Source organism: Gemmatimonas sp. (genome assembly GCF_044376735.1).
Taxonomy (GTDB): Bacteria; Gemmatimonadota; Gemmatimonadetes; order Gemmatimonadales; family Gemmatimonadaceae; genus Gemmatimonas.
Genome location: NZ_JBILKJ010000002.1, coordinates 41,619 through 61,667 on the forward strand (window position 1 = coordinate 41,619; position 20,049 = coordinate 61,667).

At 66.1% G+C, this 20,049-nt stretch carries 15 protein-coding genes and 2 tRNA genes; 15 read left to right on the forward strand and 2 right to left on the reverse strand.

Features of this window, described 5'->3' with window-relative positions:
• Positions 1 to 2 precede the first annotated feature (2 nt).
• Positions 3 to 1,727, forward strand: coding sequence for a DNA repair protein RecN (recN, locus tag ACIRA7_RS00595; RefSeq protein WP_396218848.1), 1,725 nt, complete (start codon positions 3 to 5; stop codon positions 1,725 to 1,727).
• Here the strand turns inward: recN and ACIRA7_RS00600 are convergent.
• A complete protein-coding gene (locus ACIRA7_RS00600) occupies positions 1,703 to 3,421 on the reverse strand; it encodes a hypothetical protein (RefSeq protein ID WP_396218849.1) in 1,719 nt (572 codons plus the stop codon). The two genes, recN and ACIRA7_RS00600, sit on opposite strands and share 25 nt — an antisense overlap.
• Positions 3,422 to 3,766: 345 nt before the next feature.
• On the opposite strand from ACIRA7_RS00600, the gene ACIRA7_RS00605 reads away from it, so the two are divergent.
• The 12 genes from ACIRA7_RS00605 to ACIRA7_RS00660 all read left to right on the forward strand — a co-directional run bounded on the left by ACIRA7_RS00605 (position 3,767) and on the right by ACIRA7_RS00660 (position 15,981).
• Positions 3,767 to 5,368: a hypothetical protein gene (locus tag ACIRA7_RS00605; protein ID WP_396218850.1), complete on the forward strand. Its 1,602-nt coding sequence runs from the start codon at positions 3,767 to 3,769 to the stop codon at positions 5,366 to 5,368.
• Positions 5,369 to 5,420: 52 nt separating this feature from the next.
• Positions 5,421 to 5,493 (forward strand) — tRNA-Gly (locus tag ACIRA7_RS00610).
• A 137-nt stretch (positions 5,494 to 5,630) separates the two neighbouring features.
• A tRNA-Leu gene (locus tag ACIRA7_RS00615) sits at positions 5,631 to 5,714 on the forward strand.
• Positions 5,715 to 5,803: 89 nt separating this feature from the next.
• Positions 5,804 to 6,025 carry a hypothetical protein gene (locus ACIRA7_RS00620; RefSeq protein WP_396218851.1) on the forward strand — a complete coding sequence of 74 codons (222 nt, stop codon included), beginning with the start codon at positions 5,804 to 5,806 and terminating at the stop codon, positions 6,023 to 6,025.
• A gap of 32 nt (positions 6,026 to 6,057) precedes the next feature.
• Positions 6,058 to 7,050, forward strand: a complete 993-nt coding sequence (locus ACIRA7_RS00625; protein WP_396218852.1) for a M20/M25/M40 family metallo-hydrolase — start codon at positions 6,058 to 6,060, stop codon at positions 7,048 to 7,050.
• Positions 7,047 to 8,123, forward strand: a complete 1,077-nt coding sequence (gene asd, locus ACIRA7_RS00630) for an aspartate-semialdehyde dehydrogenase (protein ID WP_396218853.1) — start codon at positions 7,047 to 7,049, stop codon at positions 8,121 to 8,123. Before ACIRA7_RS00625 ends, asd begins: the two co-directional genes overlap by 4 nt.
• On the forward strand, positions 8,120 to 9,475 hold the full coding sequence (gene lysC, locus ACIRA7_RS00635) for a lysine-sensitive aspartokinase 3 (RefSeq protein WP_396218854.1): 1,356 nt from the start codon (positions 8,120 to 8,122) through the stop codon (positions 9,473 to 9,475). The genes asd and lysC overlap by 4 nt, the downstream gene beginning before the upstream one ends.
• Positions 9,472 to 10,203, forward strand: coding sequence for a 4-hydroxy-tetrahydrodipicolinate reductase (locus ACIRA7_RS00640; RefSeq protein WP_396218855.1), 732 nt, complete (start codon positions 9,472 to 9,474; stop codon positions 10,201 to 10,203). Before lysC ends, ACIRA7_RS00640 begins: the two co-directional genes overlap by 4 nt.
• A 17-nt stretch (positions 10,204 to 10,220) precedes the next feature.
• Entirely contained in the window at positions 10,221 to 11,114 is an 894-nt protein-coding gene (dapA, locus tag ACIRA7_RS00645) for a 4-hydroxy-tetrahydrodipicolinate synthase (RefSeq protein ID WP_396218856.1), read from the forward strand.
• 42 nt (positions 11,115 to 11,156) lie between these two features.
• Positions 11,157 to 12,008, forward strand: a complete 852-nt coding sequence (locus tag ACIRA7_RS00650; RefSeq protein ID WP_396218857.1) for a 2,3,4,5-tetrahydropyridine-2,6-dicarboxylate N-succinyltransferase — start codon at positions 11,157 to 11,159, stop codon at positions 12,006 to 12,008.
• Complete coding sequence (aroA, locus tag ACIRA7_RS00655; RefSeq protein WP_396218858.1) at positions 12,005 to 14,014, forward strand: 3-phosphoshikimate 1-carboxyvinyltransferase; 2,010 nt, start codon at positions 12,005 to 12,007, stop codon at positions 14,012 to 14,014. Before ACIRA7_RS00650 ends, aroA begins: the two co-directional genes overlap by 4 nt.
• Before the next feature lie 146 nt (positions 14,015 to 14,160).
• Entirely contained in the window at positions 14,161 to 15,981 is a 1,821-nt protein-coding gene (locus ACIRA7_RS00660) for a 30S ribosomal protein S1 (RefSeq protein WP_396218859.1), read from the forward strand.
• A gap of 108 nt (positions 15,982 to 16,089) precedes the next feature.
• On the opposite strand, the gene ACIRA7_RS00665 is transcribed toward ACIRA7_RS00660, so the two are convergent.
• The gene (locus ACIRA7_RS00665; RefSeq protein WP_396218860.1) at positions 16,090 to 16,617 is read right to left on the reverse strand and encodes a hypothetical protein; all 528 of its coding nucleotides are present in this window, start codon (positions 16,615 to 16,617) and stop codon (positions 16,090 to 16,092) included.
• 328 nt (positions 16,618 to 16,945) lie between these two features.
• Between ACIRA7_RS00665 and ACIRA7_RS00670 the strand changes: the two genes are divergently transcribed.
• The gene (locus tag ACIRA7_RS00670; RefSeq protein WP_396218877.1) at positions 16,946 to 18,484 is read left to right on the forward strand and encodes an acyl-CoA carboxylase subunit beta; all 1,539 of its coding nucleotides are present in this window, start codon (positions 16,946 to 16,948) and stop codon (positions 18,482 to 18,484) included.
• A gap of 8 nt (positions 18,485 to 18,492) precedes the next feature.
• A complete protein-coding gene (accC, locus tag ACIRA7_RS00675) occupies positions 18,493 to 20,043 on the forward strand; it encodes an acetyl-CoA carboxylase biotin carboxylase subunit (RefSeq protein WP_396218861.1) in 1,551 nt (516 codons plus the stop codon).
• Positions 20,044 to 20,049 lie beyond the last annotated feature (6 nt).

Below are 20,049 nucleotides of genomic sequence, written 5' to 3' on the forward strand. Positions count from 1 at the left end.
GCATGCTCGTCGAGCTCCGCATTCGCAATGTGGCTGTCATTGATACGGTCGCGTTGCCCCTCGCGGCGGGGCTCAACGTGCTGACCGGCGAAACCGGCGCCGGCAAATCGCTGATCGTCGGTGCGCTGGGCATGCTGCTCGGGGAGCGCGCCGCGGCCGATCGCGTGCGCAGTGGGGCTGAGAAGGCCACGGTTGAAGGCGTGTTTGAACCCGGCGCCATGCCGGGGCTGCGGGCGATGCTCGATGAGCGTGGAATCGACGCCGATGACGAAACGCTGGTGCTCAAGCGCGAAATCGGCAGCAACGGCCGCTCGCGGGCGTGGATCAATGGTGCTCCGGTCACGGCGGCCGTGCTGGCCGAGGTCGGATCGCGGTTGGTGAGCGTGCTCGGGCAGCACGATTCGCGACAGCTGGTCGACGGTGAACATCAGCGCGATGTCCTCGACGCGTTCACTGGGGCGATGGAGCTCCGTGCCCGCGTAGCCGACGCGTTCGCGCAATTGAGCGCCCTTCGCGCGCGTGAGCGCGAACTCGAGGCGCGCCGCCAGGATGCGGCGAAACGTGCGGACTACCTGCGCTTCGTCGCGAGCGAGATCGCCGACGCGAATCCGGTTGCTGGGGAAGACGAAGCGCTCGATGGCGAGATCCGCCGTCTGTCGCATGCTGAGGAGTTGCAGACGCTCGCGGCGCAGGCGGCGACGGCGATCTCGGGTGATGAGCGCGCCGCACTGACGCGACTCGCGGGTGTGCGTCGTGCGCTCGTCTCACTCGAGCGGATCGATCCTGACACCGGTCGTTGGCAGGTCGGCTTCGATGCGGCGGTATACGCCCTCGATGAGCTCGTCCGTGAGCTAGAGAGCTACGCGGAAGCGATCGAGGCGGATCCGTCGCGGCTGCGCACGCTGGAGCGGCGTCGTGATCAGCTGCTGTCGCTCATGCGAAAGCATGGGCCCACCCTCCAGGACGTCATCGACACCGGCTCGCAGGCCCAGGCGGAACTCGAGCTCGTTGATGGCGGCGCGCTCGATCTGGCTGCCATTGCTGACGCGCGCGCGGTCGCCGATGGTGCCCTCGCCGAAGCGGCGGCCGAGCTTTCGCGCCGCCGGCAATCGGGCGCTCAACAGCTTGCCCGCGCGGTCACGCAGCTCCTGCCCGAGCTGGGGATGCCGGAGGGGCGTCTTCACGTCGTGCTCACGCCGCTCGACCACGTCAGTGCGTTCGGGGCGGAGCAGGTCAGCTTTGTGGCGGCGCTGAACGCCGGCAGCGAGCCACGTCCGCTCGGGCGTCTGGCATCGGGGGGAGAACTGGCGCGCGTGATGCTGGCGCTGAGCACGGTGCTGGCGCGACTGCAGCAAGTACCAACACTCGTGTTCGACGAAGTCGATGCCGGCATCGGTGGAGCCGTGGCATGGCAAGTTGGTGCACTGATGCGCCGGGTGGCCACGCACCATCAGGTCCTCGCCATCTCACATCTCGCGCAGATCGCCGCCCGCGCCCATCATCACGTGGTCGTGCGGAAGAGCGCGATCGGTACCGTCACGACAGCGGATACGACCATCGTGCACGATGAGGTGCGAGTGATCGAGATTGCGCGCATGCTCGGTGGCGACGCCGACCGCGAAGTCAGCCGGGCACACGCGCGGGAACTGCTGGAACGTGGAGACAGCGAGGATCGCGAACCACTGGGTGCGGCCCCAGTGCGTCAGCGCCGCGGAAAACCGGTATAAACGCGCAGTTCGAGCCGGTCGCTGGTTGCCGACGGAACGGTCGCGCCGGATCCGGTCACCGGCATGGTGTGCGAGTAGATGACTTCAGCCGGGAAGCGGGATCGACCGCGCACATAGCTCGCGAGCGTTGAGAAGCTCGCACCGAACGCCGCCGCGTGCATGGTACGCGACGCAGTACCGCCATCCGTTTGCTGCCCCGCACTCGCGGCAGCATCGACGACCGCGTATCGATCAGCTCCCCAATGGCGAACGAGATACGCGGCGGAGACACCGAAGAACTGTCCGAACGACAGGCGTGGTGCGAGCTCGAGTTCGACCCGATTGCCGAGCGATCGCACCGCCTTACCCGCGGTCACAGCCTCAAACGCGTTCACCGCGTTCCGGTACGGCAGCGCGACGACGACCTCATCGGAGATCGGCTTCACCGCACGAATCGTGGCGCTCATCCACACCGATCGGGTCAACACGAGGTCGGTCGTGCTGCGCACCAGCAGGGCATTGGCGCCGTCGCCGATTGGCACATCGAACGGGTCATCGGCGCGATCGGCTCCGGCCGTACCGAAGCGCCAGCCGGCGGTCAGCATGCTGCGCACACCGCGCGCCGGCGTGAGCAGTCGTCGCACTTGGTCGGCCTGAAAGCTGTCGAAAAGCAGATAGGACGCGGTCAGATCGATATCGCCGATGCCCGCCCGCCGCGTGTTGCCGAGGCGATCGTAGCCGAGCTTCCAGGCCGTGTCGCTGACGATTCGCGACATGCCACCGGGACCATACACGGTGGTCGCCCCCGCTGGTGCGGCGCCTTGCGCGATCGCAGTGACCCCGAAGGCCGCGAAGTCGGAGCGAAGGGTCGCAATGGTCGCACGCACCGCCGTCTGAGCGCTCCCGTTCTCGATCGGGACGACCGGCGCGCCGCCGTTCGTCGCCGTGCCGTAAACCGCGGCAATGGCGGTGCGGGTGGTCGCGGCGCGCAGTACGAGGGCTTGGGCGCCGGCGGGATTACCACGGATCGCTTCGCAGCCGATGGCGGTCGCCGAGGCACACCTCGTGATCTCGGCGGCCAACTGCGTACGCGCGAGGTCGAGCTGCGCGAGGATTATTCCGTTCGTGGATCGTGCCGCGACGCCGGTACCGGCGACGTATGCCGGATTCATACCGACATTGGCCGTCGAGCCGACTCGATTCAGCAGCAATTGCGTCACATCACGGGACTCGACGTACGGCACCAGCAGCCGAAGCGAGAGGCGGCGCGTCAGGCCCAAGCTCACACCGAGCGGGGCGATACTCTGGCGCACCTCGCCCGCCGCGTCGAGCGCGCCCAGCGACAGTGAAAAGGTGGACCGACCCGTCAGCGTCCGGACGCCGGCCTCGGCAGACTCAAGTTGTGGAAAAATCGCGACCCCGGCTTGCGACGTGGCCAGCGCGGCAAGGAGCGGCCGGCGATTCGAACCACCGTTCGCGGAAGGGGTGTACACGGCATCCCAGTCGTTCCACAACCCGGCGATCAGGAACCTCTTGGCACCTTTGGGCAGGGGAATGGCGTCGTCACCCAAGCCCGCCACGGTCTGCGCCTGTGCCGCGTCCGGCGGAGCGGCCACCCCCGCCAGCAGCGCACAGCCGAAGGCGAACACGGTACGGAGCGAACCGGTACGACGCTGCACGGACGGCAATCGTTGAAAGGCCAAGGCGGTTGTCATGTGCAAGGTGAAGCAGGCCGTTCCTGACCGATACCGGCGTCAGGCTTCGGAGGAGAGCGTCGTGCGCCGAACCGGCTAGATTAGCCCCCATCAGAGAGGGCGTCAACGAATCCCCCTCGTCCCGTCACTCAAGAGCGTGCTGTGCATCTTCCGTCCACCCCGTGGCAACTCACCGGCAACCACTGGCTGACCCTGCCGTGCATCAACCCGACGGACGGTGCGATTCACGCGCTCGGGGTACTGCATCGAGGGGCCCGCGCCGCGATCGAGTTCGCCGGTTCGCCGGACTTCATGTCGGGGCAGGGTACCCCCCTGATGGGACCGGTGTTTCGTGTGGATGGAAACGTGCGCGTCCTGGCGGCCGAGGGCATCGCGTGGGAGCGGGCCGTGGGGTGGTTGCCCACTTTCACCTGCACGATCGGTTCACTGGTGGTGCGCGGCACCATTTTCGCGCCCTACGGGCGTGATGCCGATATGGCGGGCGCGGTCTATACCTTTGCGGTCGAGAATCGCGGGGCGACCGATATCAGTCTAGAGATTGCTCTCGAGGGCGCGCTGGGGCATCGCCAGCAGCGCGTGCGGACTCCGCGCCCTTTCGACGACGACCACTTGGTGAGCGTCGGTCCCGATGACGTGCTGCTACTTGAAGGCACTGCCATTCCGGGGCTCGCGGCGGTCGCAATCGGGAGCGACGGCCCGGCCACGCTGGAAGTTCCCGACGGGGGGGCGCGCGACGCGAGGTCCTTCGCCATCCGTCGCGCGGTCGTCGTCCCGGCGAATGGCGCCGTCCAGATCGCATTCTATCTCGCGGTCGGACCGGAACGCGATGGCGCGCAAGCGACGGTCGCTGTATTGCGCCGCCGCGGCTGGCGCGCGCTGCTGACGGCAACCCGCGAGGCCCTGTCGGCGCTCGAGCAGACTACCGGAAGCGACGTAATGGATCGCATCGTGAACCGGAATCTGTTGTTCGCCTATTTTTACGGCGTGGGACGTGCACTGGACGATGCCCACTATTACCTCGTGCGGTCACGAGCCCCCTGGCATTCGATGGGGTGCACGGTGCGCGATTGGGAAGCGTTGATGTGGACACTGCCCGCGGTACAGTTGGCGGACACCAGCCTCGCGCGCGAACTTCTCGTACGTGCGTGCGAGCTGCACGGCTACGCGCCCGGACAGGGGGTGCACTACATCGATGGCACGCTGTTCCAGCCCGGCTTCACCATCGAGGGGCCGGCGGCGTTTGCCATCGCGACCGACCGCTACATCCGCGATTCGGAGGACGATCAGATCGTCGAGGATCCCGTCGTCGCGGACACGTTGTATCTCGCGTCGGAAGATATTGCGGCCCGTCGGGATGAGCGGGTTCCATTGTATTCGACCGAGGTGATGCCGTCGGGTGCGCCGGCCCAGTACCCCTTCACGCTGCACGGCAACGCCGTCGTCGCGCTCGCCCTCGATGTGTTCCGTCGCACGCTTGATGAAGAGGCAGCGGGCAGCGTTGAAGATCCGGCCGCTGTTCGAGCGGCGATCCGCCGCCATTTCGCGGTCGATCGCGGGGAGAAGGCGCGGTTGGCGGTCGCAGTCGACCTGGCCGGCAATGCGTCGCTGGACGACGATGCCGTCGGGTCGCTCCTGTGGCTGCCGCTGTACGAGGCGCTCGACCGGGATGATTCGCTGTACCGGCGCTCAGTGCGCGCGCTGCGTGCCGAGGGGGCTGCGCCGGACGCGTCCATGTCGGCGCTGATGCCGCAGATCGCCCGCCTGCTGGGCCCGGAGGCGCAGGACGTGCTCGCCTGGCTTCGGCGTGCTCCTCTGGATAACGGGATCGCGGCTGAGTTTGTGGATGCCGAGGGTAGGGCGACCGGCAACGGCGGTGACGCCGCATTGGCTGGGTTGCTCGCTCACACGGTCTGGTACGCCGCACACGCTCTCGGACTTCGCGCGTGATTCTCTCGGGCGGCTTGTCCGGCTCACCCGATCCTGCTAAAGTCCGCTGTGCGCGGGAATAGCTCAGTTGGTAGAGCACAACCTTGCCAAGGTTGGGGTCGCGGGTTCGAGTCCCGTTTCCCGCTCTAATGCCGAGAAGAGGCGGTGCGGTGGTTTCGCAAACGGGAGCGCGTCGGCGCTCCCGTTTTGCGTTGGAGGCCGGGGCGCGCTAAGCTCTGCTGCGTACGGGCGCACTGCGATACTGAGCCGACGACGACGCGATACCCGGATGGCGAAACCGGTAGACGCGTGAGACTTAAAATCTCCTGCTCGCAAGGGCGTGCGGGTTCGAGTCCCGCTCCGGGTATGTTGTCGTCGTCATTCACTCGCAGGGCGCGTTGCTGCTCGCGCGCGCACCGCGCGAACACCGAGTCCTCCCAGTGGCCTGGAGCCCAGATGCGAACAGTGCGCGACCCGCGCGGTACTACATGGATCTGCCTGGAGTTGCCGGAAGTACCGGCCGAACAACGTGGCGCGGCCGCGGCGCTTCCGGCCGATTCCGTGGCGATCGAGTGCAACTCGGGTGCGGAACGCGTGATCGCGCTGGTCGCTCCGGGCTGGGACGACGTCATGGATGACGCAACGCTCTCGAACACGATCGCGGCGTTTATGCAGTAGGAGGCTGGGGGCGGCGCTTGTATGTTTCACCCATGTCCGACGTCGTCGCGCTCGCAACCGAACTCCTCTCTGTCGAATCCACTACCGGCCGCGAACGGGACGCGGTCGACTTCGCCGCGCGCTGGCTTGTCGAGCGCGGCTGGAACGTGTCGCTTCAGGAGGTCGAGCCAGGTCGGTCGAACGTGTGGGCGACCCGCCGGGGAGGCGGGGTGACACTGTCCACACACCTCGATACGGTCCCGCCCTACGTGCCGCCGCGTCTCGAAGGGAATCGGCTGTACGGGCGCGGGTCGTCCGACGCGAAGGGGATCGCCGCGGCGATGATGATTGCCGCGCAACGATTAGCCGACGTCGGCGAGGAGCGCGTCGATCTGCTCTTCGTGGTGGGCGAGGAGAAGGGCTCGCCGGGTGCGCGCGCGGCCAACCGCCTGCCGGCAACCAGCAGGTTCCTGGTGAACGGAGAGCCGACCGAGAGCAAGCTGGCATCCGGTTGCAAGGGCGCGCAGCGCGTGATTGTGCGGGTGCGCGGTCGCGAGGCGCATTCGGCGTATGCACATCTCGGCAGCAGCGCGCTCGATCCGCTGCTGGAGCTGCTTCCGCAACTGCGCGATCTCGTACTCCCAGCCGATCCCGTTCTTGGCGAGACCACGTACAACATCGGCGTGCTTCGGGCCGGTACCGAGGCGAATATCGTCCCGGGACTCGCGGAGGCCGAGATCATGATTCGACTCGTCGGCGATGTCGCGCCGGTGAAGCAGGCCTTCAGCGAGTGGGCGGGCTCGCGCGCCGAGTTGATCTGGGGCTCGCACATCCCCGCCCAGTATTTCCACGTGCTCAACGGCTTCGAGGTGGTCCCCGTTGCGTACACCAGCGACATCCCGCTGCTCGATCGCTGGGGGACGCCGCTGCTCTTCGGCCCTGGCTCGATTCACGTCGCTCATACACCCATCGAATACGTCGATGTGGTGGAACTCGAGGCGTCGGTCGGCGCCTACGAACGCATCGTTCGCACCCTGCTCGCATGACCAGACCCGTGACACGCTGGCCGGTCGCCGTCCTCGGCGCGACCGGTGCCGTTGGCCAGGCCTTCATCCGCCTGCTCGAAGGCCATCCGTGGTTCGACCTCGTCGAAGTGGCCGCCTCTGAGCGCAGCGCGGGCAAACGGTACGCGTCCGCGACGCGGTGGCTCGAAGGGACGCTGCCGTCGGCGGTGGCCGAACTCGAGGTGTTGGCGTGCACGCCGGACAAGGTGAAGGCCCCGATCGTTTTTTCCGCGCTTGACTCGTCGGTGGCTGGGGAGGTCGAGGCCGCTTTCGCGGGCGCTGGACGGCTGGTGCTCAGCAACGCGAAGAACTACCGGATGGAATCCGATGTGCCGCTCGTGATTCCCGAGGTGAACGGGGATCACCTCGCCTTGCTCACACAACAGCGGGCGAACCGAGGATGGCCTGGGGGTATCGTCACGAACGCGAACTGCGCCGTGACCGTCGCTGCGATGGCACTCGCCCCGCTTCACCACGCCTTCGGTGTCCGCAAGGTATTCATCACGACGCTGCAGGCAGTATCAGGGGCCGGTTATCCCGGTGTCCCGTCGCTTGACATCCTCGGCAACGTGATCCCGTACATCGGTGACGAAGAGCCCAAGATCGAGACCGAACTCGCGAAGTTGCTGGGCACCTACGATGGCGAGATGATCGTTCCCGCGCCGATCGTGACGAGCGCACACGCCAATCGCGTCGCGGTCGAACACGGCCACACCGTCTGCCTGTCGGTGGCGTTCGAGCGCGCACCGACGCCGGAGGAGGCGCTCGCGACGCTGCAGACGTGGACGGGATTCGCTGCCGTGCAAGGGTTGCCGTCGGCGCCGGTGCCGCCCCTGATCGTGCGTGACGAGCAGGATCGGCCGCAAGCGCGTCGCGATGTGAACGCCGGGAACGGCATGGCGGTAACCATCGGTCGCGTTCGCGCGGATAATCTCTTCGATCTGCGTCTGGTTGCCCTGTCGCACAACGTCGTGCGTGGGGCCGCCGGTGGTTCTATCCTTAACGCCGAACTGCTGGTGGCCACTGGTCAGCTCGACGGGTTGACTGCGTCGTGATCGTTGCCAAGTTCGGCGGTACCTCGGTAGCCGACGCCGCCGCGATCAGTCGTCTGGTCGACGTCATCATCAGCAAGCAGGCCAGCGATCCGGTGGTGGTCGTCTCGGCACTCGGCGGCGCGACGAACGTGTTGCTCGACCTCGCGCAAAAGGCGGCGGGCGGCGAGCTGCTCGCGGCGCTGCAGTTGGTCGAGCAACTGCGCGATCGGCACCTACGGGAAGTGAAGGCCCTCCTCGACGGGTCGTCGGAAGCTGAGGAACTCGCGCTGGAGATCAGTGCGAGCTTTGACGAGTTGGCCCATCTCGCCGAAGCGTTCCGGACGCTCGGGTACCTTACGCCGCGCTCACTCGACACCGTCGCTGCGCTGGGCGAGCTTCTCTCCTCGCAGATCGTTGCCGCGGCGTTCCGGCATCGTGGCTATCCCGCCGTTTGGGTGGATGCGCGCGATGTCATGAAGACGAACGATTTCTTCACGCGCGCCGAACCCGACGTCGAAGCGATTGCGCTCGCCTCGCAAGAGCACCTCTTGCCCCTGCTGCAACAGGGAAAGATTCCCGTGATGGGGGGCTTTGTCGGCTCGGCGCCCGGGCGGGTGACGACCACGCTTGGCCGGGGCGGATCGGATTACACGGCTTCACTCATCGGAGCGGCCATCGAGGCCTCCGCCATTGAAATCTGGACGGACGTCGACGGCATGCTCACCGCCGATCCGCGCGTGATACCGGGTGCGCTGCTGATCGAGCGGATCAGCTTCGACGAAGCGGCGGAACTGGCGGCATTTGGCGCGAAGGTCCTGCATCCAGCCACGATCGCACCGGCGGTGCAGCGGGGCATCCCGGTTTTCATTTTCAATTCGCGCAAGCCGGACGGAAAGGGGACGATGATCGCGTTCGATGCGCCGCGTCTCCCCGTGCGCGCGATCGCCGGTAAGCGCCACACCACGCTCGTGAAGCTGCGCTCGTCGCGCATGCTCCTCGCGCCGGGTTTTTTGCGGCGCGTGTTCGAGGTCTTCGAGACGCATCGTACCTCGGTCGACGTCGTCACGACGTCCGAGGTCTCGGTGTCGGTCACGCTTGACGACGCCACCAACCTCGCGGCGATCCTGCAGGACCTGGCCGCATTCGGTGACGTCGCTGTCGAGCGGCGAAGCGGTGTCGTGGCCATTGTGGGCGCGGGCATCGCCGACGGCAGTCGGGCCATCGCCGAGGCGCTGATCGCCCTTGGTCCCATTCCCGTGTACATGGCTTCACTCAGCGCGACCGGCATCAACTTCACGCTGGTCATCGACGACGAGCAGGTTGTGCCAGCCATGCAGCGGCTGCATGCCGCCTTCTTCGAGCACGCCTCATGACCCACGCGGCCGCTGGCGATAGACCCGTTCGGGTAGCGTTGATCGGCATGGGGCGTATGGGGCGGACTATCGATGCGCTGGCGCCGGAGCGTGGATGCGAGGTGGTCGCACGGCTCGACGCCGCCGAGATGGTGGGCGGCCTCACGGCGGCCGCGCTTCACGGTGCGCAGGTGGCCATTGAGTTCACCACGCCCGAATCATCGGTAGCCAACGCGATCGCCTTGTTGCAGGTCGGCTGTCCGGTGGTGATTGGGACGACTGGCTGGGCGGCGCAGCTTTCGTCCGTCGAGGCGGCCGCGCGGACGGCGCAATGCGCCGCGCTCTGGTCACCCAACTTCAGTCTCGGCGTGCAGCTCTTTCTCGCGATGGCCGAGGATGCCGCTCGCCGCGCGCGGGCAGTGTCCGGCTTCGATGCGCACGTGGTCGAGACGCATCATATCGCGAAGCTCGATGCGCCTTCCGGCACCGGCATTGCGATCGCCGATCGATTGCGGGAGGGGCTCGGACGCGAGGTGCCGATCACGAGCGTGCGAACAGGGTCGGTGCCGGGCACCCATGAGATCATCTTCGACGCGCCCTTCGAGCAAATCCGGTTCGTGCACGAGGCGCGGGATCGACGGGTGTTCGCCGATGGCGCGCTCACCGCAGCCCGTTGGCTGGCGGGCGGGCGCGCGCCGGGTGTGTACACGATGCGTGATGTCCTGGCATCGAGCCAGGCGAGTTCCTGACCTTTCAGCGCGGAACCATGATGGCGCAGCGACTCTTCGGGTGCGGCACCGCACTCTGCACGCCGTTCACGGCCGACGGTTCCGTCGACGAGGTCGCCCTCCGTGCGCTCGTCGAATGGCAGGTCGGCGCGGGGGTGCACATGGTTGTGCCCTGCGGCTCAACGGGCGAAGCGGTCACGCTGACCCCGGTGGAGCATCGCCGGGTCGTCGAGATCACCGTCGAGCAGGTCAATGGGCGTGTGCCGGTCATTGCCGGTGCCGGTTCGAACGATACGCAGCGCGCGATCGCCACCTCGATCGAGATGAAGGCCATCGGCGCGACGCACCTGCTTCATGTGACGCCGATGTACAACAAGCCCCCGCAACGCGCGATGCTCGCGCACTTTCGCGCCATCGCCGACGGGTGCGACCTGCCGATCGTGATTTACAACGTGCCCGGGCGTACGGCGATCAATCTCGAGGCGCGCAGTTGCCTCGAGCTGGCCGTCGACCCGCGCTTCGTGGCGGTGAAGGAAGCGTCGGGGAACCTTGCGCAGATCACGGAAATCATTCGCGAGCGTCCCGACCACTTCGCGGTACTCTCGGGCGACGATAGCCTCACGCTCAGTGTCATGGCCCATGGTGGGGACGGCGTCATCTCGGTGGTCTCCAACGCGGTGCCGGCCCTGATGACGGCACTCTGCGACGCGATGGGGCGCGGCGATCTCCTTGAGGCGCGGCGTCTCGACGCGCGTCTCGCGCCGGTCATCCATGCCGCCTTCGTCGAGTCGAATCCCATCCCCATCAAGGCGATGCTCGCCATGATGGGGCACCTGCGCGATCAACTCCGGCTCCCGCTGGTATCGCTGCTCGAGACGCACCATCCGCTGGTGCGCGCCGCACTCGTGCAGGCCGGCGCGCTCGCGTCGTAGCGTCCCGTTGGCCCATCACCACTTTCACACGATGTTGCTCTCATGGCCTTTTCGCTGACCGACCTCGAAGCGCGCTTCAACGATCCGCTCCTGCTCGACGGCGGCGCGGCACTGCCGTCCGATGCGCAGCATCTGTTTGAGCACGCCTTGGCCCTGCTGGAGCGCGGCGATGTGCGCGCCGCTCGTCGCGACGCCGACGGTTCGTGGCATGCGGTCCCGTGGGTGAAGCGCGCGATCCTGCTGGGGTTCCGCATCGGTCGTGTCGTGGAGATGCCAGGGCAGGCGCCGTTTCACTTCCTCGACAAGCACACGTATCCCACACGCGAGTTCCGCGTGGAAAATCAGGTGCGGATCGTGCCCGGCGGGTCGACCGTCCGGCGCGGTGCGTACCTCGCTCCGAACGTCGTCTGCATGCCGCCGATGTATATCAACGTCGGGGCCTACGTCGGTCGGGGGACCATGGTCGACTCGCACGCCCTCGTCGGCTCGTGCGCGCAGATCGGGGAACGGGTGCATCTGAGCGCGGCCGCGCAGATCGGTGGCGTCCTGGAACCCATCAACGCGTCACCGGTCATCATCGAGGATGACGTGATCGTGGGTGGAAACTGCGGCGTGTACGAGGGCACGGTCGTGCGCGCCAAGGCGGTACTGGGCGCTGGGGTCATTCTCACGCGCGGTACGCCCGTGTACGACCTCGTGAAGGAGACGGTGATTCGCGCCACGCCGGATACGCCGCTGATCATTCCGGAAGGCGCGGTGGTCGTGCCGGGTGCCCGGCGGGTGTCTTCTGCCTTCGGCGAAGCACAGGGACTCTCGCTCCAGACGCCGGTCATCGTGAAGTACCGCGATGATCGGACCGACGCAGCCACGACCCTCGAGGCGTGGCTGCGGTGAGCGACGCCCGCTCGTCGTTGGTGGTGCGCGGGACCATCCGCGCTCCGGGTGACAAGTCGATCAGTCATCGAGCGCTGATCTTTGCGGCCATGGCGAGCGGACCCACACGCATTCGCGATATCCTGCCGTCTGCCGACGTGCACGCGACAGCGGGTGCGCTGCGGGCTATGGGCGCCGATATCCCTGCGTTGAGCGACGATTTTGTCGTGAACGGTGGTGGATTGGCATCGCTCCATTCGCCGGCGTTGGCGCTGGATTGCGGAAACAGTGGTACCACGACCCGCCTGCTCGCGGGGCTCGTGGCGGGCCTTGATGGGTGCGTCGCCCGATTCGAGGGCGACGCCAGCCTCAGTCGTCGGCCTATGCGCCGGATCGCTTCGCCGCTGTCCACCATGGGCGCCCGCGTCGATTTCGAAGGCGTGGCCGGACACGAGGGATTGCCGATGCGCGTGTACGGCAGGCCCCTGTCGCCGATCACCGTCGTCAACACGCACGCCAGCGCGCAGGTCAAGGGTGCGTTGCTCTTGGCCGGACTCGCTTCCGGCTCGGGGGTGACCGTGGACGAACCGCATCGGTCTCGTGACCACACCGAGCGCATGCTGCTCGCGCGGGGCGTCCGTCTGACGGTCACGGCGGAGGGCGTCGTGCTACCGCCGGCGCAAACGCTCCACGCGGTCGATGTCGTGGTGCCGTCCGATCCGTCGTCGGCTACCTTTTTTGCGGCGCTGGCGGCGCTCGCCGACGACGGCGAGTTGCGGCTCGACAACGTGTGTCTCAATCCCACGCGAACCGGGGCCTTCGACGTGCTACGCCGCATGGGTGTTCGCATCGAGGTGTCGGATGAGCGCACCGTCGGGGGGGAGATGATCGGCACGGTCATCGTCACGCCGGCGACGCTGCGAGCGACGTCGATCGGCGGGGCGGAGATCCCGCGCTGTATCGACGAGTTGCCCATGCTCGCCTGTGTCGCGGCGCGAGCCCTAGGAGAAACGCGCATCACCGAGGCCGGCGAACTGCGGGTGAAGGAGAGCGATCGCATCCGGGCCGTCGTCGAGAATCTGCGACGCATTGGGGTGGAGGCCGACGAGCTGCCGGATGGGCTGCGTATCGTGGGAAGGCAAACAGCGCTGTCGGGACAGGTCGTGACGCATGGCGACCATCGGTTGGCCATGGCCTTCGGGATCCTCGGCGCTGTCCCCGGGAACCGGATCACGATCGATGATCCGGGGTGCGTGGCGGTGTCCTACCCGACGTTCTGGCGCGATCTCGCGCAGGCCACGGGTGCGACCGCCGAACGTGTCGATGCGGTGTTGGCCGAGCCGAGCGGTCGGAGGCCGCTGGTCATCGCCATCGACGGACCGGCGGCCAGCGGGAAGAGCTCAACGGCGCAGTGGGTCGCCGAACTGCTGGGGGTCCACCACGTCGATTCCGGGGCGTTCTACCGCGCGATCACCCTCCTGGCCCTCGGCACGGGCCGCGCTCCCGAAGAATGGACGCCGGAGACGGTGCTGGCACAGGCGCATCGAATCGCGTGGCGCTTGACCGAACGGTCGGTGTTGCCACTCGTTGACGGCCACGTGCAGGATGAGGCGATGCGCGATGCACCGGTCACCCGTCAGGTGTCGCGGGTGGCCCAGATGGTGGCGGTACGACACTGGGTGAACGAGCAGGTGCGCGCGGCTGGGGCAGCCACTGATGTGGTCGTCGATGGCCGGGATATCGGAACCGCGGTGTTCCCCAACGCCGCGCTCAAGGTGTTCTTGGTGGCCGATCCCTGGGAGCGTGCGCGGCGCCGTCTGATCCAGCGACTCGGACGCCGACCGAACGACGCCGAGATCGCCGAGGAGACCGAGGCGCTGGTCGCCCGGGATGCCCTCGACGCGGCCCAGAGCGCTCCGGCGCGGGACGCGATTACCATCGACACCACCACGGTGACGCAGGAAGAGCAGGTGGAACGCATCGTCGCGTTGGCCAAGGCCACCAGGGAGCGGCTGGGCGGTTATTGACCACGGGTGAGCCAGCGGACTGGACGGGGGCGCCCATTGCCGCAGGGACTTGATCCCTCTACGTTTCTGGGTTCCGGCTATTTATCCGTCCCACCCTCCTCTCGGCGCGGCGAGTGCAGTTCCGCGATTCGGAGATACCCACAAGTATGAGCACTGAACTGAGCCCCGAGCTCGCCGCCGAGCTGAACGCTGCCCTCGACGCGGACATGGACGACCTCGACGCGGAGCCGGCGCACAATAAGCTCACGCCGCGCGAAAAGCGCGACCTGCAGAAGAGCCAGCTGCGCCCCCTCGCGAACCGTCGCCCGGAACTCTACGAAGAAGATGAGTTCTCGTCCGACGAGTACGAGCGCATGCTCGAGCTGTACAACGGCACGCTCGCCTCGATCGAAGAAGGTGAGATCGTCAAGGCGCACGTTCTTGAAATTCGCGAGAACCTGGTCGTTCTCGATATCGGCTTCAAGTCCGAAGGAACGATCCCGCTCGAAGAGTTCAAGGACATGCCCGACCTCAAGGTCGGTGATGAAGTCGAAGTGCTCCTCGAGCACCTCGAGGACCAGGAAGGCTCGGTCGTCCTGTCCAAGAAGAAGGCCGACTTCATGCGCGTGTGGGAGCGCATCCGCGTGGCCTACGAGAGCGACATGCCGGTCGAAGGCACGCTCGTCAAGAAGATCAAGGGTGGCGTGGTCGTCGACCTCATGGGCGTCGATGCGTTCCTGCCGGGTTCGCAGATTGCACTTCGTCGCGTGCCGAACATCGACGAGCTGCTCGGACACAAGTACGAATTCAAGATCATCAAGCTCAACAAGCGTCGCCGCAACATCGTGGTGTCGCGTCGAGTGATCCTCGAGCAGGAACGCGCCGGCAAGCGCGAGAAGCTCATGAAGGAGCTCTCGAAGGATCAGGTGCGGAAGGGCGTCGTCAAGAACATCACGGACTTCGGTGCATTCATCGATCTCGGTGGCGTGGACGGCCTGCTGCACATCACCGATATGTCGTGGGGCCGTATCTCGCATCCGAGCGAGATGGTCCAGATTGGGATGGAGCTCGAGATCAAGGTCCTGGATATCGATTGGGAGCGCGAGCGCATCTCGCTCGGCCTCAAGCAGCTCCAGAGCTATCCGTGGAAGGATGTGGCGGCCAAGTATCCGGTCGGCACCCGCGTGAACGGCAAGGTCGTGTCGATCACGAACTACGGCGCGTTCATCGAACTCGAGCCGGGCATCGAGGGCCTCGTCCACATCTCCGAAATGAGCTGGACGCGCAACGTTCGCCACCCGTCGAAGATCGTGTCGATCGGCGAAGCGATCGAGGCGGTGGTGCTCAAGGTCGACGAGACCGAGGAGAAGATCTCGCTCGGCATGAAGCAGACCGAGCAGGATCCGTGGGTGATTCTGCCGCTCAAGTACCCGGTCGGCACGCGTATCAACGGCAAGGTCCGCAACTTGACGTCATTCGGCGCCTTCGTCGAAATCGAGCCGGGCATCGACGGCCTGATTCACATCTCCGATATGTCCTGGACCAAGCGCGTCCAGCATCCGTCGGAAGTCGTGAAGAAGGGCGACGCGGTGGACGTGGTGATCCTCAACATCGATAGCGAAAACAAGCGCATCTCGCTCGGCCTCAAGCAGGCTGAGGAAGATCCGTGGCTTCGCATCGGTGAGACCTATCCGGTCGGCACCGAGCTGCCGGGCAAGGTCGTCCGCCTGATGGACAAGGGTGTGGTCGTCGATCTCGGCAACGACATCGAAGGCTTCGTCCCGGTAAGCCAGCTCAACCCCGAAGGGACGGTCACCAACCCGGCCGACTTTGCGTGGGAAACGATGAACCTGGTGATGCGCGTGTTGGAGGTGGATCCCATCCACCGCCGTATCGTGCTGGCCGTGACGTCGGTCCCGGAAGAGCAGCCGCCCAAGCCGGCGGAGCCGAGCAAGGTGCATAGCTCCGAAGACGAGATCGGGCTGTAAGCCGTACGCGGTGAGAGGAACGACGAAGGCCCCGGCAGTGATGCCGGGGCCTTCGTGTTATGTGGGCGCGGTGAGCAGCGACTGGCGGCCCGGGCCGCCCCTGAGCGATCAGCGCCCGACGATCAGGCCGAGGCCCTCTTCCGCCTTCGTCTCCCCCTTCTTGGCCTGCGCAGCATTGCCACGTCGCGGCGCTCTGAAGCAAGCCAGCGCCATCAGCGAGAACGCCAACGCGAAGAGCACCGTGACGAGTCCGACGCGGATCGCCGTGGTGTTGAACGTGTTCATCATGGCGGAGTTCACGATCTTCCTGAGCTGCAGGGCGTCGAGCACGAAAAGCGCCAGAGACCCAAGCAACCCGACGGTCAGCAAGGCCGAGATCGCACCAACAGTGCGAGCGAGCACGCGACTCTCGAGCGCCCGCGACATGAGCACTAGGACCAACAGTCCGAGGTACGGCAGCAGCAGCACGCTCGAAAGCGCGTTTGCAGCGCCGAAACGCCATTGGATGTTGCTCAGCTGGAGCGGCCAGAGCTGCGATCCCGCCTGGAGGAAGGGAACGGCAAGCAGCAGGATCGCGCCGACATAAAGAACGCGGCGGACGGTCGGATCGTCGTGGAGATCGAGGAATTCAGACATGGCAGGGGTCAGAGCGTCGGCAAGAGAAGGCTACACAGGCACGGCATCACAGCAATTCGCGTTCCAACGATGTACGCCGGCGCGTTCGGCACGTCGACGAGTCACATGAATACTGGTCATGGACGGCGGGAAGGTGAAGGCCGTCACACCCGACTCCGCCGGAAACATCGGGATGGGCGCGCCTGAGGCTCGAGAGACGCATCCGGATCATCTCCCATTCGAAACGCTTCGGCCCGGCCTACCAGCGCCCGGGTCCCGGAACGAACGTGGCGCCTCGTTTTTCGGCGCACACGCGCTAGCTTCCCGCCCTATGTCACAGTCCTCGACCATGCGCCAGAAGTTGGAACGGCTGACGATCGCCCGCGATGCCTCCGAACAGGGAGGAGGCGCTCATCGCCTCGCCGCTCAGCACGCGAAGGGCAAGCTCTCCGCCCGCGAGCGTCTTGATGTCCTCCTCGATGAAGGGAGTTTCGTCGAGATCGACCGATTTGTCACGTCCCGTTCGCTCGCCGATGGCGAAGCGCCGGTTTACGGCGACGGCGTCGTCGCGGGGCATGGACGGATCGACGGACGGCTCGTCTATGTCTTTTCGCAGGACTTCACCGTGTTCGGCGGGTCGCTCTCCGAGGCACACGCCGCCAAGATCTGCAAGATCATGGATCTCGCGGTCAGGAACGGGGCACCGGTCATCGGCCTGAACGACTCGGGTGGCGCTCGCATTCAGGAAGGCGTCGTCTCCCTCGGGGGATATGCCGACATCTTCCTGCGGAACACGATGGCATCTGGCGTGGTGCCGCAGATCTCGGCGATCCTTGGCCCATGTGCCGGTGGCGCCGTGTACTCGCCGGCGATCACCGACTTCATCTACATGGTGCGCGGCACGAGCTACATGTTCGTGACCGGTCCCAACGTCGTGAAGACCGTGACGCATGAAGACGTCACGATGGAGCAGCTTGGGGGGGCCGACACGCATGCCGGCACCAGCGGTGTCGCCCATTTTGCCTGCGACTCGGAGCTGGCCTGCCTGCAGCAGATCCGCGAACTGTTCCGTTTCGTACCGTCGAACAACGTGGAGGACCCGCCACGTGGATCGGGTCGTGATCCGCGCGATCGGCGAGACGAGTCGCTGCTCGATGTGATCCCCGATAATCCGAACAAGCCGTACGACATGCACGACGTCATCGGCCGCATCGTAGACGACGGCGAGTTCTATGAAGTGCAGCCGGACTACGCCGGCAACATCCTCGTCGGCTTCGCACATCTCGGTGGCTACAGTGTTGGTATTGTGGCCAATCAGCCGGCCGTGCTGGCTGGGGTGCTCGACATCAACGCGTCCCTGAAGGCGGCCCGTTTCGTGCGCTTTTGCGACTGCTTCAACATCCCGCTGGTCACCTTTGAAGACGTGCCCGGATTTCTGCCAGGTGTCACGCAGGAGCATGGCGGGATCATCAAGCACGGCGCGAAGCTGCTGTATGCGTATTGTGAAGCGACGGTGCCCAAGCTCACGGTCATCACGCGCAAGGCGTACGGCGGTGCGTACGACGTCATGAGCTCCAAGCACATCCGCGGTGACTACAACGTGGCGTGGCCCACGGCCGAGATTGCCGTGATGGGTCCCAAGGGCGCTGTCGAGATCCTGTACAAGAAGGAGATTGCCGAGGCGAGTGATCCTCAGGCCGCGATGGATGCCCGTGTCGCGGAGTACACCGAGAAGTTCGCGAATCCGTACAATGCCGCGGCTCGCGGGTACGTGGACGACGTGATCGACCCCCGTGACACGCGACCGCGCCTGATCGATGCGCTCGATGCGCTGCGCGGCAAGCGCGATCGCAATCCGCCGAAGAAGCACGGAAACCTCCCCCTGTGATGCCACCGATGTTCACCAAGATTCTGGTCGCCAATCGTGGCGAGATCGCGTTGCGCGTGATCCGGGCCTGCCAAGAACTTGGGGTGCACACCGTGGCCGTGTACTCCGAAGCGGATGCGCACGCACCGCACGTGCGCGAGGCTGATGAGGCCGTGCTTGTGGGTCCACCCCCATCGAGCCAGAGCTATCTCGTGGGAGATCGCCTCATCGAAGTGGCGCTTCGCACCGGTGCACAGGCGATCCATCCGGGCTACGGCTTCCTCTCCGAACGCGCCTGGTTTGCGCGCGCGGTGCGCGAGGCCGGTCTCGTGTTCATCGGGCCACCCGCCGAAGCGATCGAGGCGATGGGTTCGAAGACGGCTGCGCGGCAGCTGGCGATCGCGGCTGGCGTTCCGGTGGTGCCTGGTACCACGGAGAGTGTACGCGACGCGGACGAGGCCGTTGCCATTGCCGAGACGTTCGGCTTTCCGGTGCTGCTGAAGGCTGCCGCGGGCGGTGGTGGCAAAGGCATGCGCATCGTGCGGGCGGCTTCGGAGCTGGCGGATGCGCTGGCGTCGGCCAAGCGGGAGGCGCAAAACGCTTTCGGCGACGATGCCGTGTACATCGAGAAGTACATCGAGGGCCCGCGCCATGTGGAGATTCAGGTGCTGGCCGACACGCACGGGAACGTCATCCATCTCGGAGAGCGCGAGTGCTCGGTGCAGCGCCGCCACCAGAAGATGATCGAGGAGGCCCCGAGTGTGGCGGTGTCGCCGGAACTGCGCGCGCGCATGGGGGCGACGGCGGTGGCGGCAGCGCGTGCCGCCGGCTACGTGAATGCGGGCACTTGTGAGTTCCTGCTTGATCGGGATGGGCAGTACTACTTCCTCGAGATGAATACCCGCATCCAGGTGGAGCATCCGGTTACGGAGCTCGTGACGGGGCTCGATCTGGTGCAGTGGCAGATTCGCGTGGCCGCCGGCGAAGCGTTGCCGTTTGCTCAGAAGGACTTCGCGCCGCGCGGATGGGCGATGGAATGCCGGATCACGAGTGAGGATCCGTCGAATGGATTCCTGCCGAGTACCGGTCGCATCGAATACCTGCACGTGCCGACCGGGCCGGGGGTCCGGTGGGACGGCGGGATCGAGTCGGGCAGTGACATTGGCTTGCACTACGACCCGATGCTGGCCAAGCTGATTGTGCATGCGCCGACGCGCGAGCTCGCCATTTCACGGATGCGCCGGGCTTTGCGCGAGCTCACGATCGATGGCATCGAGACGTCACGCGGCTTCCATCTGCGCGTGTTGGATCACCCTGATTTTCAGCGTGGCGACATCAGTATTCAGTGGCTCGAGCAGAACTTGCCTGCCTTGACTGCGCCGGCCGCGGATCGCGCCTCGATTCGCCTCGCGGCGATCGCCGCCGCGCTGGTCGCGCACGAAGCCCGGCGCGCGAGCAGCGTCGCGGCGACGCCGTCGTCGCCCGCCACCGGCATGTCCGACGCGTCGATGGCCAACCGGAGCACGCACGGACCATCATGGCGCGATGTCGGACGGCGCGAGTCGCTACGGTCCTCGTGAAGAAGC